The sequence below is a fragment of the Pseudomonas sp. EA_65y_Pfl2_P78 genome, from assembly GCF_963970495.1.
Lineage (GTDB): Bacteria > Pseudomonadota > Gammaproteobacteria > Pseudomonadales > Pseudomonadaceae > Aquipseudomonas > Aquipseudomonas baetica_A.
Map to the genome: position 1 here is coordinate 1 of NZ_CAXAON010000054.1, position 15,160 is coordinate 15,160.

7 protein-coding genes are annotated in these 15,160 nt (G+C 56.9%); 6 read left to right on the forward strand and 1 reads right to left on the reverse strand.

Annotated features, from left to right (window positions below; translation table 11 throughout):
* Positions 1–147 precede the first annotated feature (147 nt).
* Positions 148–750 (forward strand): hypothetical protein, encoded by a 603-nt coding sequence (locus tag AACY02_RS25055; protein ID WP_339434230.1) that lies wholly within the window; start codon positions 148–150, stop codon positions 748–750.
* A 73-nt stretch (positions 751–823) separates the two neighbouring features.
* Here AACY02_RS25055 and AACY02_RS25060 read toward each other — a convergent pair whose 3' ends face one another.
* Entirely contained in the window at positions 824–1,642 is an 819-nt protein-coding gene (locus tag AACY02_RS25060) for an alpha/beta fold hydrolase (protein ID WP_339434231.1), read from the reverse strand.
* Between the two features lie 216 nt (positions 1,643–1,858).
* On the opposite strand from AACY02_RS25060, the gene AACY02_RS25065 reads away from it, so the two are divergent.
* The 5 genes from AACY02_RS25065 (at position 1,859) to AACY02_RS25085 (ending at position 15,071) form a co-directional block, all read left to right on the forward strand.
* Positions 1,859–3,565, forward strand: a complete 1,707-nt coding sequence (locus AACY02_RS25065) for a ShlB/FhaC/HecB family hemolysin secretion/activation protein (protein ID WP_339434232.1) — start codon at positions 1,859–1,861, stop codon at positions 3,563–3,565.
* 25 nt (positions 3,566–3,590) lie between these two features.
* Positions 3,591–12,578 (forward strand): two-partner secretion domain-containing protein, encoded by an 8,988-nt coding sequence (locus tag AACY02_RS25070; RefSeq protein WP_339434233.1) that lies wholly within the window; start codon positions 3,591–3,593, stop codon positions 12,576–12,578.
* Positions 12,575–13,108: a hypothetical protein gene (locus AACY02_RS25075; RefSeq protein ID WP_339434234.1), complete on the forward strand. Its 534-nt coding sequence runs from the start codon at positions 12,575–12,577 to the stop codon at positions 13,106–13,108. Before AACY02_RS25070 ends, AACY02_RS25075 begins: the two co-directional genes overlap by 4 nt.
* Before the next feature lie 448 nt (positions 13,109–13,556).
* Complete coding sequence (locus AACY02_RS25080; RefSeq protein ID WP_339434235.1) at positions 13,557–14,252, forward strand: transposase; 696 nt, start codon at positions 13,557–13,559, stop codon at positions 14,250–14,252.
* Positions 14,253–14,270: 18 nt separating this feature from the next.
* The gene (locus AACY02_RS25085) at positions 14,271–15,071 is read left to right on the forward strand and encodes a hypothetical protein (protein ID WP_339434236.1); all 801 of its coding nucleotides are present in this window, start codon (positions 14,271–14,273) and stop codon (positions 15,069–15,071) included.
* The last annotated feature ends 89 nt before the right edge of the window (positions 15,072–15,160 follow it).

The window sequence follows — 15,160 nt, forward strand, 5'->3', positions numbered from 1 at the left end:
AGCAGCATCTTAAGTAATGCGGCTCTGCGTTCAGGTGAGTAGTACGGCACGACCAGTCTCTTTCCGCCCCCGATATGCTTTTTTTGGAAAAACCGGAGAGGCGACAACTATCCTGACACCGGGGGCCTGTTTGAGCAAAAAGAATTCATGGAGTTTCTGCGCCTGGGTGTCATATATGTTCATTTGGTGGCGTGTTGTGTGGCAATGGGGCTTGTGTTGACCAGTGATGTTGCGATGGTGAGTGACCTGTTAAAACAAAAAATACCCTCTGAACATGACAATGCTCATATGGAGAAACTGCAGAAGTCGGTGGTGTTTGCCCTCATAGGCTTGTGGCTGACCGGTATGGCGGTCGTCGGTATCGATTATCTGGATAAAGGCATGGATTACTTTATGAATCCAAAGCTGCAAGCCAAAGTGATCATCGTTGTGATGTTGAGCTACAACGGCGTCTTGTTGCATCGCCTGGTGCTGCCGGCGTTACAGAAGGCTGGCTCGCTGCTCCATCTCGGGTTCAGCGCAAGAATGCTCGCACTGTTCTGCGGCTCGCTCTCGGCAGTGTCATGGATGTATGCCGCCATGCTGGGGGTCGGGCGTCCGCTGGCCTGGAAGTACTCTCTTTCTGAATTGTTGATGGCGTATCCGGTCCTGATACTGCTTGGTTTCATAGTGATGTCGGCGTTGACGTACCGCGCTAAACGCCAGATGGAAGCGACTGAGCCGCAGTGGATCGAACTCAGCGCTCGCTGATCAACTGAAAGCCCGCCAGGCAAAAGTCTGGCGGGCTTTTTTACGCCTTGGCGAAAGGCAGACGGGCCGGCTCTCAGCGGCCCAGGAACGCCAACAAATCCTCGTTCAACGCTTGCGCATGAGTCACCGCAAAGCCATGCGGCGCACCCTCGTAGACCTTAAGTTCGGCACCCTTGATTTGCGCGGCAGACTGTTTGCCGGTGATGTCGAATGGCACGATCTGATCACCGTCGCCATGGATCACCAAGGTCGGTACATCGATCTTGGCCATGTCTGGACGGAAGTCGGTTTCCGAGAATGCCGTGACGCAATCCAGGGTGCCTTTGAGCGAGGCCAGCAGGGCGACATTCAGGGTTTGCGTGAGCACGCCGTCAGAGACGTTCTGACCTTGATTGGTGCCATAGAACGGTGCGGCGAAATCGGCGATGAACTGCGCGCGATCTTGCAGCAGGCCCGCCTTGATACCGTCAAATACCGACTTGTCGACGCCCTGCGGGAAATCGGCTTTCTGGCCGAACAGCGGCGTCACCGCGCCCAGCAGCACCAGGCCGGCAACCCGCTCGCTGCCGTGACGGGCGATGTAGCGGCTGACATCGCCACCGCCCATGGAGAAGCCCACCAGCGTGACTTCACGCAGATCGAGGTGATTGATCAATTGCGCGATGTCATCGGCGAAGGTGTCGTAGTCGTAACCGGTCCATGGCTGATCCGAGCGGCCAAAACCGCGGCGGTCGAAGGCGATGGTGCGGTAGCCGCGGCTGCTCAGGTATTCCATCTGGTATTCCCACATGTCGGCATCCAGCGGCCAGCCGTGGCTGAACAGAACAGGCTTGCCGCTGCCCCAGTCCTTGTAATAGATCGCGGTGCCGTCTTGCGTGGTGAATGTGCTCATGGGAACTCCTTACGTGGCGAATGGATGCCGTGATGGCAGCGTTCACTATCGGCGTAAAGCTCAAGGGGGACTTGTACGCAAGTGCTCGATTATCGAATCCGACAGATCGGCGACAAGCTCCGAAAAATTGTTTCAACTTATGTTTGACGTCAAAATGATGGCCATCTAACATCTAGCCACTATTTTGATATCACTTTCCGTCTCGAGGGATCGAACATGTACCCACCCGCCCTCGCGGCGAGGTTGTGCGTAGCTTTGCTGTGCCTGTCCGCGCTCCAAACCGCTTTTGCTGCACCCACACCCGGTGAAACCGACCTGATCCGCGACCGCCAGAACCGTCTGCTCGAAGAGCAGCAGCGGCGTCTCGAAGAACTCAAGGATCTGCCCGGCAAGGACGCCAAACCTGCCCAACCCGCAGCGCCCAGCGACACCCGTTGCTTCCCGATCAAGGATGTCGAACTCAAGGGCGCCGACAGCCTGTCCGAGCGCGACAAGGCACGCCTGCTCAACCCCTACATCGGCGAATGCCTCGGTGTGCCACAGCTCAACGAGCTGCTCAAAGTCATCACTGACCATTACATTGAGAAAGGTCTGGTCACCAGCCGCGCGTACCTGCCGCAGCAGGATCTGTCCGGCGGCCATCTGAAGGTGCTGGTGGTCGAAGGCAAGCTCGAAGGCATGAAGGGCGCCGAGAACAGCAAGCTGTCGGAGCGCGAACTGGCCATGGCATTCCCCGGCAAGTCGGGCGAACAGGTCAACCTGCGCGAGATCGAGCAGATGGTCGATCAGCTCAATCGCCTGCCGTCCAATCAGGCAAAAATGGAACTGGCGCCAGGCAAGAACGTGGGTGGCAGCACGGTGCTGGTGACCAACACCCCGCAGAAACCCTGGCGTGTCGGGCTGTCGCGCAATAACGACGGCCAGCGCAGCACCGGCGAACAGCAGTGGGGCACGACGTTCGACTGGGACAGCCCGTTGGGCCTGGCCGATCAGTTGAGCCTGCGCGGCGGTCACGATGCGATGACCGATCACCAGCACACCTCCAGAAACGCCGTGCTCAATTACAACCTGCCATGGGGCTGGTGGAACTTCAGTTACACCTACAGCCAGAGCGAATACCGCTCGCAGATCGCCGCCAACGGCTACAACTTCAAGCAGACCGGTGACAGCGAAAACCATCAGATCCGCGCCGAGCGAGTGATCCACCGCGACGCTGTCAGCAAGACCTCGCTCAACGCCGGTTTGTCCTACCTGCGCACCAACGCCTACATCGAAGACAGCAAGCTCAAGCTGAGCAGCAACCGCATCAGCGAAGCGCAGTTCGGCTTCAACCACGGCCGCCGTGTCGGCAGTGCGTTCGTCAACTTCGACGCCGGCATGCAGGAAGGCATCGGCGCGTTCGATGCGCAGGGCAGCCACGATCCAGGCCCCGGCGAACCGAACGCGCGCTACCGCAAATACACCGCCACCCTGAGCTACTTGCAGCCCTTCAAAGTGTGGGGCGAGTCCTTAACGTTCAGCAGCCTGATGACCGGCCAGCGCAGCGAAGACGTGCTGTTCAGCTCCCAGCGCACCAGCCTTGGCGGCTCGTCGTCGATCCGTGGTTACAAGGATCAATCCTTGTCGGGCGACAGCGGCGGTTACTGGCGTAACGATTTGCGCTGGGCACGTCCGGTGACCGCCGAATGGTTGCGCCCGGTGTTCGCTGAATACGGCACCAGTCTGGGTTATGACCAGGGCGTGATCCGCGGCGATCGCTACAACGGTAATCAGCACGGGCGCATGTCGAGCAACTCGCTGGAACTGTTCGCCCGTGGCGAGCACGTCGCCGCCAGCGTGACGTTTGCGCACTCGCTGGAACGCCCCGATGTGCTGACCGAGCGTGAAGCACCGATCTATTTCCGCCTGGATTTTTTCCTTTAATTTTCGCCCGCCCCGAGATTCTGACATGGACATCCGTCAATTGGCCTACCTGGCCGGTCAGCCTTCTGCTGTCGTAAAACACCACGAACGCTTTCTGGGCATGCCCAAGCGCGGCCTCGCGTTCCTGTTGGCAAACGTCATGTTCTGGCAACCGATCTGGGCGCGGGCGGATGGGATCGTAGTCAACGCGCCTGGCACAACCCTTGATCGTGCCGGCAACGGCGTGCCCATCGTCAATATCGCCGCGCCCAATGCGACGGGGCTGTCGCACAACCAGTTTCATGATTACAACGTCGGTGCTGAAGGCGTCATCCTCAACAACGCCACGGCGCGCACACAACTGACGCAAATGGGCGGCATCATTCTAGGCAACCCGAATTTGCGCGGGGCTGCCGCACAAACCATCCTCAACGAAGTCAACGGTGGCAGCCCGAGTCAACTGCGCGGTTACACCGAAGTGGCAGGGCAGTCGGCGCGTGTCATCGTCGCCAACCCTTACGGCATCAGTTGCAACGGCTGTGGGTTCATCAACACGCCGCGGGTGACCCTGACCACCGGCAAACCGGTGCTTGATAACGGTCGACTGGATCGTTTTCAGGTGGACCAGGGCAGTGTGTCCATCGACGGCACCGGTCTGGATGCGAGCAACGTCGACAGCTTTGAAATCATCACCCGCAGTGCGCGGATCAATGCGCAGATTCATGCCAAACGCCTGAACATCACCACCGGCCGCAATGACGTCAATGCCGACACTCTCAACGCCACCGCGCGGGCTGACGATGGCAGCGCCAAGCCGCAACTGGCCATCGACTCTTCTGCGCTCGGTGGCATGTATGCCGGCGCGATCAAACTGGTGGGCACGGAGCAGGGCGTAGGTGTGAAGCTGGCGGGCGATCTTGCCGCCAGCGCCGGTGACATCCAGATCGATGCCAACGGTCAGTTGAGCATGGCCAAAGTCACTGCCAGCAGTGCCATTGATATCAAGTCCAGAGGTCTTGATGCCCAAGGGCCGGTTTACGCTGGAACGCAACTGGCGGTGCAGACCGCTGAACAACTGGTCAACCGCCAAAGCCTTGTCGCCCGCGATTCTGTACGCCTGAGCAGCGGCGGCAAACTGACCAACAGTGGTGTGATCGAAGCCGGGGTGAACGCCGACAACACTCGCAATACCACAGGTGATCTGACCGTCAATGGTGCTGCGGTGAGCAACACTGGCAGCCTGTTGGCCAGTCGTTCCCTGAGCGCTGCGGCCACCGGTGTATTGGATAACCAGAATGGCATCGTCCAGGCGAAAAACGTCACGGTGAGCGCTGCCCGGCTGGTGAATCAGGGCGTCAACGCGCGTATTTATGGTGAAACCCGTCTGGCACTCAGCGCGCCGGCCATCGTCAATCTCAAGGGCCTGATCCGCTTTGCCGATGGTCAGGCTGCGACGCTGTCGGTCGACAGCCTCGACAACCGTCTGGGCCGTATCGAAATCGCTGGCGGCAGTCTCAAGCTCAATGCCCGGGATGTGCAGAACGCTGACGGCAAAATCGTTGCCGGACGCCTGGATATCGATGCCCGGCAAGTTGACAACACCCGTGGCCTGATCGGCGCCGGTCAGAGCGATGCCAAGGTTGTCGCCCGAGAGCGGCTGGACAACGCACAAGGCAAAATCCAGGCGAAGACCACGCTGGCGGTGTCCGGCGGCGAATTGCTCAACCATGGCGGAACGCTCGCGGCTGACCGGATTCTGGTCACTGCCGCACGACTGGATAACAGCGAAAAAGGTGTCGTCAGTGCTGAAAACGGTGCTGCCGAGCTGACACTGGAGCAGGATCTGGATAACCACGACGGCAAAATTCAGGCATCGGGTCGCCTGACCGTCGCGGCTCAGAGCATCAATAATCGTAATGCCAGCCTGATCGGCCAAACCCTCGAAGTGAACAGTCGCGGCACACTCGACAATACCCAAGGCACCCTTTCGTCCGATGACAGCGTGGTCACCAGCGAAGACCTGGACAACAGTCAGGGGCTGATTCAGGGCAATGATCGCCTGAACGTTACCGCTCGCGATTTGCAGAACTCGGCCGGCAAATTGCTGGGCGGCGTAGTTGACGCGCAACTGGCCAACCTCACCGGCAACAACGACGGCACCCTCAGCGCGCAAAGCGGCAAGCTTACGCTGATGGTCCAGCAGCACCTGAACAACGCGTTGGGTCGGTTGCAAGCCAGCCAGGGTGATGTGGCTATTCATGCCGCTTCGCTCGATAACCGTGGCGGTGTCGTCGCCGCACAGCAATTGCTGGTGATGGCTGAAAACGGCCACGTCGACAACCGTGGCGGGCGCATGATCAGTGATGGTCTGGACCTGCACGCGGCCAGCCTCGATAACAGCGATAACGGTCTGTTGGCAGCAGGTGTTGACGGTGCGCGGTTGATCCTCAAACGAGCTGCTCCTGGCCAGTCGCAACTGCTCAACGTCAAAGGCCGGATCCAGAGCGATGCCGACCTGCACATCGAAAGTGATGCCGTCGACAACAGCGCCGGTGTCCTGCTTGGCCAAGCCATCGACGTGACTGCCACGCAACTGAACAACAATGACAACGGTGGCATTGTCGGCAACGGCGGTGATGTCGCACTGAAAATCAGTGGTGTCTTCAGCAACGTCACTGGCGTGGTCGATGCCGCTGAACAGCGTCTGCTGCTCGATCAGCTCACCGAGCTGGATAACCGTGGCGGCACCCTGCGCGGCAAGCGACTGGACATCACCAGCATCTCGATCAACAACAACGCTGCCGGCCAGATCATCGCGGGCAGTGATGGCCTGAAAATTACCGGCAAAACCCTGCTGAACCAGCAAGGCGTGATCTTCGCCAATGGCAGTCATGCCGAACTGGCTCTGGGTAGCGGAACCCTTCAGAACCAGGGCGGCACGCTGCAAGCCGACACATTGGAGATCACCAGCGCCGACCTCGATAACAGCGCGGTTAACGGCAAGGCCGGATTGATCTCCAGCCTGTTGGGTGATCTGAAATTGACCGTCACTCGCCTGACCAACCGGGCCGGCAAGATGTTCGCCAAGGATCAGTTGGTATTCTTTGGCGACAGTCTGGACAACACCGGCGGCGAGATCAGCGGCAATCGATTGGCGCTCGAAGCGGTCAGCCAGATTCTCAACCAGGGTGGCCTGATCGAATCGGCGACCCATCTGCAACTCGCCAGCGGCCAGTTGAACAACAGTGCCGGCGGCCAGATTCGCGCACTCGGCGGCGCCTCCAGTCAGATCAAACTGACCGGCAACCTGAACAACCAGAGCGGCGTTATAGAGATCGGCAGCCAGGATCTGACACTCGCCGGCGGCCAACTCAATAACCTCAGCGGCAGCGTGCGTCACGCCGCGCAGGGTGTCTTCGATCTGGATCTGAGCAATCTGACCGGCACCCAGGGCAGCCTCACCGGACTGGGCAAAGGCGTGTGGGATGTCGGTTCGGTCAATGGTGTCGGCACCTGGCAACTCAACGGCGGCCTGACCTACACCAGCGCTCAGGATCTGAACCTCAATGCCAGTGACCGCATCGCCAGTGCTTCGGCAATGAGCCTTCAGGTCGCCAACCTGACCAACGCCGGACAACTGCTCAGCGACGGCGATCTGACGCTGACCCTGACGGGCAATCTGCTCAACAGTGGTCGGGTATCGGCGCAAAAGAAGCTCACCATCAGCGCCAACGACTTGATTCAACAGGACGGGCGACTGGTCAGCGGGGGCGATACCGCACTGACCCTGCGCGGCACGCTCGACAACCTCGGTCGTCTGATCGCCAACCAGAACCTCACGGTGACGGCAGCACGCATCAACAACAAAGGCACCCTCGGCGCCCAAGGCAATCTTGAGTTCACCGCTGCCAACGGCATCTACAACGACGCCGACACCCTGCTGTTCAGCGGCGGCACGATGAAGCTGCACGGCAACAGCCTCAACAATTTCTACGGTGACATCTACAGCCGCGGCAACCTGAGCTTCGACGCTGTGGGCGGCGGTCGTGCCGCGTTGTTCAGCAACCTGTCGGGCACCGTCGAAGGTGAGGGTGATATCGACATCAATGCTGTCTCGGTGGAAAACGCCAAGGCAGAATTCGAGATGACCTCGGGGCAATCATCTGGCAGCTTGAGCTGGGTGTGCGCCCAGCATTGCGGTGGCCATGACGGCTGGAAACGCGGCTATATCACCATTACCACTGACTTCAACGATCAAGTCCTCAAGGACTCGCGCGCGGCACGATTCGTCGCCGGAAAAAACTTCAACATCCACGCCAATCAAGTGGAAAACCGCTACAGCCTGCTGGCGGCCAACGGCGACCTGACGGTGACTGCCGACAGCCTGTTGAATCAGGGAGCGGTCTCGCGCTCGGGCCATCGGGTGGTGCAGATCGGCACGCCGGGACACATCGATAACAGCCTCTGGGATCAGATGGAGTTCATGGACATCCCGGCGTTCAATGCCGCCACAGCGGCAGGCGATTTCGACGAGGCACGTTTCGAAGAATTGGTCAGTCGCTCCAGCGACTCCCGATTCGCTCAGACCAGCGACGTCACCACCTGGAATGAAAACGGCAACAACGTCTACTCGGCGGTGCTTCAGGCTGGTGGCAAAGTCAAACTGGATGTCACCAACAGCATTCAGAACGGTACGCTGTACGAAAACACCTATGGGCAACTGACCGGGTCATTGTCCAGCGATCAGACCTCCGTGGTCGGTGGTATCAACATCAATCTGGGTAAGCACAGCACTGACGCCAGCACCCAGGCAGCGAAAAATGTAACCCGCATCGAACGTGTCGATGCCGACGGCGTGAAGCAGATCAGCTTCGTCCCGGTCGACTTTAAGGGTGTACCTTTTGCGGCGGTCGATCCGACGGCTTCCTCGACGTTCCGTCTGCCGAAAGGCCCATATGGCATGTTCGTGCAGAGCACGAATCCGCAGAGCCGTTACCTGATCGAAACCAACCCGGAGCTGACCCAGACCGCGGCGTTCATGAGTTCCGACTATCTGCTCGGCAAACTCAACTTCAGCACAGATGAAGCAGCTCGTCGCCTCGGCGACGGTCGCTACGAATCGCGCTTGATCAGCGACGCAGTCATGGCCCAGACGGGCCAGCGTTTCCTCGCTGGCGGCCTGGAAAACGACTACGAGCAATTCCGTTATCTGATGGATAACGCGCTCGCCAGCAAGAACGAACTGAACCTGTCGGTCGGCGTCAGCCTGACCTCCGCGCAGGTTGCCGCACTGACCCACGACATCGTCTGGATGGAAGAACGCATCGTCGACGGCCAGAAAGTGCTGGTGCCGGTGCTCTATCTGGCACAGGCCGAATCGCGCAACGTGCGCGGCGGCAGCCTGATTCAGGGCCGCGATCTGGAACTGCTCGCCGGCAATGACCTGGTCAACGTCGGAACCTTGAGCGCCAGCAAAGACGTCTCCGTCGACGTCAAGGGCAGCCTCTATCAGGGCGGTCTGGTCGAAGCCAATGAGCGCATCACGCTCATGGCCACCGACAGCATTCGCAATGCCTTGGCCGGCGAGATTCGCGGCAATCAGGTCAGCCTCACCAGCCTCAAGGGCGACATCGTCAACGATCGAACCGCTGTCGCTGTGCGTGACGGCAACGGGATGCGCACGCTGGTCGATGACGGCGGCAACATCACCGCGCGCGACAGCCTGACCATCAAGTCCGGCCAGGATCTGGTCAACTCGTCATCCATCAGCAGCGGCGGCGACGCCAGCCTGAGCGCCACCCGTGACATCAACTTGCTGGCGACGCGCAACGAAAACGAACTGCACGAAGTGTTCAATGGCGGCCATCGGTCGGTCGTCACCACCACCGTGGAAAACCTTGCGTCGACGGTGAAAAGCGGCGGCAATCTGAAGCTCGATGCCGGCCGCGACATCAACGTCGTCGCCAGCACCGCCGAAGCCAAAGGTAACCTCAACGTTGACGCCAAGCGCGACATTTACATGTCCTCGGCCGGCGACGAAAACAATGTCGAAACCCATAGCAAGGATGGCAAGAAACGCGTCCACGAAGAAGACAACCACACCGTCCAGAAAGCCGCCGAGTTCATCGCGGGCGGCGACGTGAAAACCAGTTCCGGACGCGACACCACGCTGGTCGCAAGCAAGATCAGCGCAGGCAATGAAGCCTACGTCTACGCCGGCAATGATTTGAACCTGCTGGCCGCGCAGAACAAGGACTACACCCTCTATGACATGAAAGAGAAGGGCGGCTTCGGCAGCCTGAAACTCAAGCGCGACGAAGTCACCCAGGTCACCCACGTGGGTAGCGAGATCAAGACCGGTGGCAACCTTTCGCTCGTCAGCAAGGGTGACCAGCTCTATCAAGTGGCCAAGCTCGACAGCGGCAAGGACATCGTTCTCGACAGCGGCGGCTCCATCACCTTTGAAGGGGTGAAGGATCTGCATGATGAGAGCCATACCAAGACCAACAACAGTGCCGCGTGGGTCTCCTCCAAAGGCCGTGGCAATACCGACGAAACCTTGCGCCAGACCCAAATGATTGCCAAGGGCAACATCGTGATCAAGGCCGTTGATGGGCTGAAGATTGATATCAAGGATGTCAATCAGGAGTCCGTGAGCCAGACCATCGACGCTATGGTCAAGGCTGATCCGCAACTGGCGTGGTTGAAGGATGCTGAGGCGCGCGGGGTTGTTGACTGGCGGCGAGTGAAGGAGGTTCACGAGTCGTTCAAATACAGCAACTCAAGTCTCGGTCAGGGCGCGATGTTGGTGATCATTATCATCATCACTGTGCTGACAGCTGGAGCCGCGAGTGCGGCTGTGGGAAGCGTCGCAGGTGCGACAGCGGGATCAGGGACTGCCATGGCCGCAGCAGGTACGGCAACCGCTTCGGCGGTGGCAGGTGGTGCTGCTGTCGGTTCAACCGTCGCCGCCGGATTAGGCAATGTAATGGCCTCTGCCGTATTGACGTCCTTGGCCAGCACTGCAGCAGTCAGCACTATTAATAACAAAGGAAATCTCGGCGCCGCTGTCAAGGAGACCTTCAGTAAGGACAGCCTGAAGAATGCTGCGATCGCGGGTGTTACGACCGGCTTTACACAAGGCGTGATCGATCCACAACTCGGCGGCCACACGGTACCGTTCAACAACCTAACAAAAGGATTTGACCTAAACACTCTCCAAGGTATCGGTGGTTTCGCTGTTCATGCGGGTGCGCAGGGACTCGCAGGCGGGGCCATAAAAACAGTAATTGGCGGGGGGAGTTACAGTGAGAACCTGAAGGATGGGCTGATTTCTCAGGCAGGCAATGTGGCCGCCGCCACCGCGTTCAACTTTGTCGGGGGCTACGCCCAAGATCACTGGCAGGCAGCACACAATGCGGGTGATACGACCGGAATGGCGATGTGGGCCGAAGGGGGTGTCGCTCGCACTGCGTTGCATGCGTTGATGGGGGGAGCGATTTCCAGTGCAACTGGTGGGGATTTCAAAACCGGCGCGATGGCTGCAGGTGCGAGTCAAGCGATGGCAGGTGTGCTCAACTCCACGTTCGACACCCAACCTCAGCTACGCCAGGCATTTTCCCAGATTGTCGGTTTGACAGCTGCAGGACTGGCCGGCGGAGACGTCAACAAGGCATCGTGGGTTGCTTTGATGGCTGACGAGTACAACCGCCAGCTTCATCAAAAAGAAACCTTGGCACTGGAGAAGCTGCAAAAAGAGAACCCTGATAAAGCCTATGAATTTAAAGCAGCGGCTTGTGCCTTGGTTCATTGCAGTGACTCGGTACCCCCCGATGATCCGAATTACAAATTCATCAAAGCATTGGAGGCGGACGGGAAAGGTTTCAAGGATGCACAAAGTACGCTTTTCGCTACCGGGGCCTTCGACGAGTATTCTAAGTGGGACCAGGTCAACGACGACTTGTTGCGCAACGACAAGGACCTCCGGCACTCGGCAAATGCCAGTCGAGCGGTACTGGGCGCCATAGGGGCTGCCGCAGGGTTTGGAGGCGCCATAGCGTCAAGCCCGGCTTGTGTAACCGCTGTTGGATGCGCGATTCCGGCGTTGTCCGGGCTGGGAGGTGCAGCATCGTTCGCTGATGGGTGGCAGGCCACGGGGCAGTTGTTTGCGCCCTATGACTACACCCAGGGAAGCAAAGTACTTGACTCTTTTAGCAGCGCGACCTACCCCGGCGACGTGAACCCGCTTCGCGACTACGGAACGGAAGCCGCTAAGACGGCAATGGAAATTGCACTGCTGAAGGGGGCGGGGAAATACTTTGAGGGGACAGGGGCTTCGGTTCTGGTTTCGAGCGGTAAGAAGGAGAGCGGCCTCACTGGAAACACCTCGAAAGTCTCTGACGTTGAACTAAATGCTACCCGCGATGCGGAGGGTTTTGGGTTGTCTGCGCAGCGTGACTTTGTTCCGGGAATGGAGCATCGTGCGGAGAACATCAACGCAGGACAGGTGACAGACCGTGATGGTCTTCCGCGTGTCGATGGTGAGAAGACTGCGAATGATCTGCTTCTGAAACAGCAGTCAGGTGGAATAGATCCTCCATACTGGGGAACGCAACGACCGGCGTGGAAGGAGGGGACAGTCGTCACCGATAAGGTTTTGGATCAGCCACGAACGATGACCATGGTAATCGATCAAAGGCAATACGACGCTATAAAGAGTAGTGAATTAAAGGAGCAAAATCCTGCATCTTTCTTAGGCGGATGGGCAACAGATTCTCCAGTGAACTCAATGGAAGACGTTAGAAATAAACTGGCTATTTCTACCGAATTTAAAACCGGGAATTTGTACAAGGTCGAATTTACGGTGAAACCGGGTGTAGGCGTTCGTGAAGGGACTGCGGGTGATATGTGGGATGCCAAGCAAGAGAAGCGTCTCGCTGGTGGAGCACATCAAGTTAATTTTATGGATAAAACCCCTCGTACAAATCCTGAGTTTTATAATATTGATATTGATAGTTTGAGGCTGTTGAAATGATTGATCTAGTTGCGCGTATAAGAAATGAAGTGGTGCATGCTGATGGAACAATTTTTGAGAGTTTTTACGATTGGCATGGGCGTAGGACTGAGTTTGAAGTTGAAATGGCGCAAGTTAAATATGTGCGTGTGAGTAAGGTTGTAAAGATAAGAAGATACATAGTTTCTGATAACGGTTCGGAAGTTTTGTTTTCTGCTGCAGGCATCCCATGCATACTGCCAGATCGGACTGGAGTGCTGGTCGTGTTTAATGAAGAGCCATCTAGGTTTGACTTTTCTGAAACACCTTGGTTCTTCGGGGTTCCTCACAATGCTGCGATCTACAATGCTGATGGTGCATTACGTTTTCAATTGCATAATCCTTATGGTAAAGGCAGTTATATAGGTGCCATACATTCAGGTGCGATGCCCGAGCATCCAAATTCACTAGGTGTTTTAATCGGTACGGTAGGGCACGATCCAGAATGGCTTTACTTACTTGATCCTGATGGCCCGGAATTAATCCCGACCGGAAAGTGGATTCGTTACTAGGTGCGAGAAAGATTGAGGGTTAAAGGGGAGCGGTAATAGACAACGTTTATAAAATCTTCTAAGGAACTGATGAAAACGGGACAGGCCACATTTATAAAGTATTCTGAGGCACTTGGTCTGTCCCGATTTTGCGCCCGTTTCGGCGCGAGGCAATTGACGAAGATAAAAACGGATAAATGGGGACAGACCCTGAGGGATCCCCGATTTTTCTTACAGAAAATCAAGAAGTTGGAATATTGAAGAGGCCTGCATGAGTCGGCAACTTGGTTTGCACCACACAAATACAAGAAACCGAACCCATGCAAGCCATCCGATTTTTGCACAGAGTGGGTAAAGGGGGACAGACCACGTTTAACGTAATTCACTGCAACAATAGGTAAAAATTTGCCGTCATTTGTACCTTGCGGCCCGCTAAGCTTTCAGTTCGACCAATTGAAAGGATTCATCGATGCCGCGTAGACCCCGAGTTTTGATACCAGGCGTACCATTGCACTTGATTCAGCGAGGAAACAATAGATCTGTCTGTTTTTTTACCGAGGAAGATTACCTTTTTTATTTGGAGCTTTTGGTCGAGCAGGCTTCTAAAAATGATTGTGATATTCATGCGTGGTGCTTAATGAGCAATCACGTTCATTTGTTAGTCAGTCCTCATAATTCCAACAGCGCAAGCCTGCTGATGAAAGGTGTCGGGCAGCGATACGTCCAATATATAAATCGTACGTATAGTCGCAGCGGAAGTTTGTGGGAAGGCCGGTTTCGTTCATGCCTTGTTGAGAGTGAACGATATTTGTTGTGCTGTTATCGTTACATCGAAATGAATCCCGTCAGAGCGAAAATGGTAAATCATCCGGCAGAATATCGCTGGTCAAGTTACCGTTTTAACGCACAATCAGAGCGATCACACATTGTTACCCCTCATGCTCAATATTTGGCGCTTGGAGTGCAGGGCGGGCAGCCGGCAGATGCTTACCGCGAACTGTTCAAAAATGACTTAGAGTCAGAGTTGGTTGACCAGATTCGTGACGCGACCAATGGAAATAATGTTTTTGGCGGTTCAAAGTTTGCTGTTGATGTCGAGGCAATGATCGGTCGTCGCGTGCAGCGAGGGAGCCCGGGACGGCCAAAAAATCGACCATCTAGTTAAAACGTGGTCTGTCCCCGTTTGTTCCCAGATCAATTCCTCCATAGCAATATCGCCGACTCGACCAATGCCAGGACGCGAGCGTCCCTCGACCACCTTCCGAAAGGGGATCCGGCCAATGCTGTGAAATTGTTGGCTGCAGCGGGGATTATTGCTCTTGCGCCAGAAGCGATTGCTTTACTTGGGCAGTTGGCCACGAGAGGTGCAGCTACCTGCGCAGCCAACCCAGTGTTGTGCGCTAACGAAGTCACGATCTGGGCCGCTGATGCAGGGATGTCGGAGGCACTTCCCGCCGGGTTGGGGATCGCAGCAGGAGGGGCAGCAACCAAGGAACTGAGTGATCTCCGCAGTTTGATGGAGATTGAGGCGAAAACTGGGGCTAAGCTAACGGCTGAGGAGATTGCCGCAGTCGTTGGGCCGGCAGCGACAGGTCCAAAAGGCACGCTGAACACATCTTTGCTTGATGAGTTAACTGCTAATGGTGTGAAATTTACCCCAGAAAATGTCATTGCAACGACTCGCAGTTCTAGCGGGAAAGTTGTATTCCTAGAGACTGGAAACTCAAAAGCCGGGTTGCAGCACATTATTGAGGAGCATGGTAGCCAATTCGCTCAGATGGGCGTGTCTGAGGCTCAGATTGCGGGCGTGGTAATGAAGGCGGTTTCTGAGGGTAAGCTCGTTGGTTATCAAGGCTCTGGAGCTGGGCGTCCAATTTATGAGTTAACTATTAATGGGCAGCCGCAGCGAATTGCTGTGACTGTTGGCGACAACGGCTTTGTCGTCGGCGGCGTTTTTCAAGGTTGTTGTCGCGTCGCCGTCTAACTATGCCGCTCTTTTCTCGGTCTGCTGCTGCCGATCCGGGTTCAACATCACAGTGCCCATCGGCTCCCAGTTTCTTGTCTGGCCAGACC

Bases quoted from the DNA above. Each gene is read 5' to 3' on its own strand.
- AACY02_RS25055 (WP_339434230.1), top strand. From the start codon at position 148: ATGGAGTTTCTGCGCCTGGGTGTCATATATGTTCATTTGGTGGCGTGT.
- AACY02_RS25060 (WP_339434231.1), bottom strand. From the start codon at position 1,642: ATGAGCACATTCACCACGCAAGACGGCACCGCGATCTATTACAAGGAC.
- AACY02_RS25065 (WP_339434232.1), top strand. From the start codon at position 1,859: ATGTACCCACCCGCCCTCGCGGCGAGGTTGTGCGTAGCTTTGCTGTGC.
- AACY02_RS25070 (WP_339434233.1), top strand. From the start codon at position 3,591: ATGGACATCCGTCAATTGGCCTACCTGGCCGGTCAGCCTTCTGCTGTC.
- AACY02_RS25075 (WP_339434234.1), top strand. From the start codon at position 12,575: ATGATTGATCTAGTTGCGCGTATAAGAAATGAAGTGGTGCATGCTGAT.
- AACY02_RS25080 (WP_339434235.1), top strand. From the start codon at position 13,557: ATGCCGCGTAGACCCCGAGTTTTGATACCAGGCGTACCATTGCACTTG.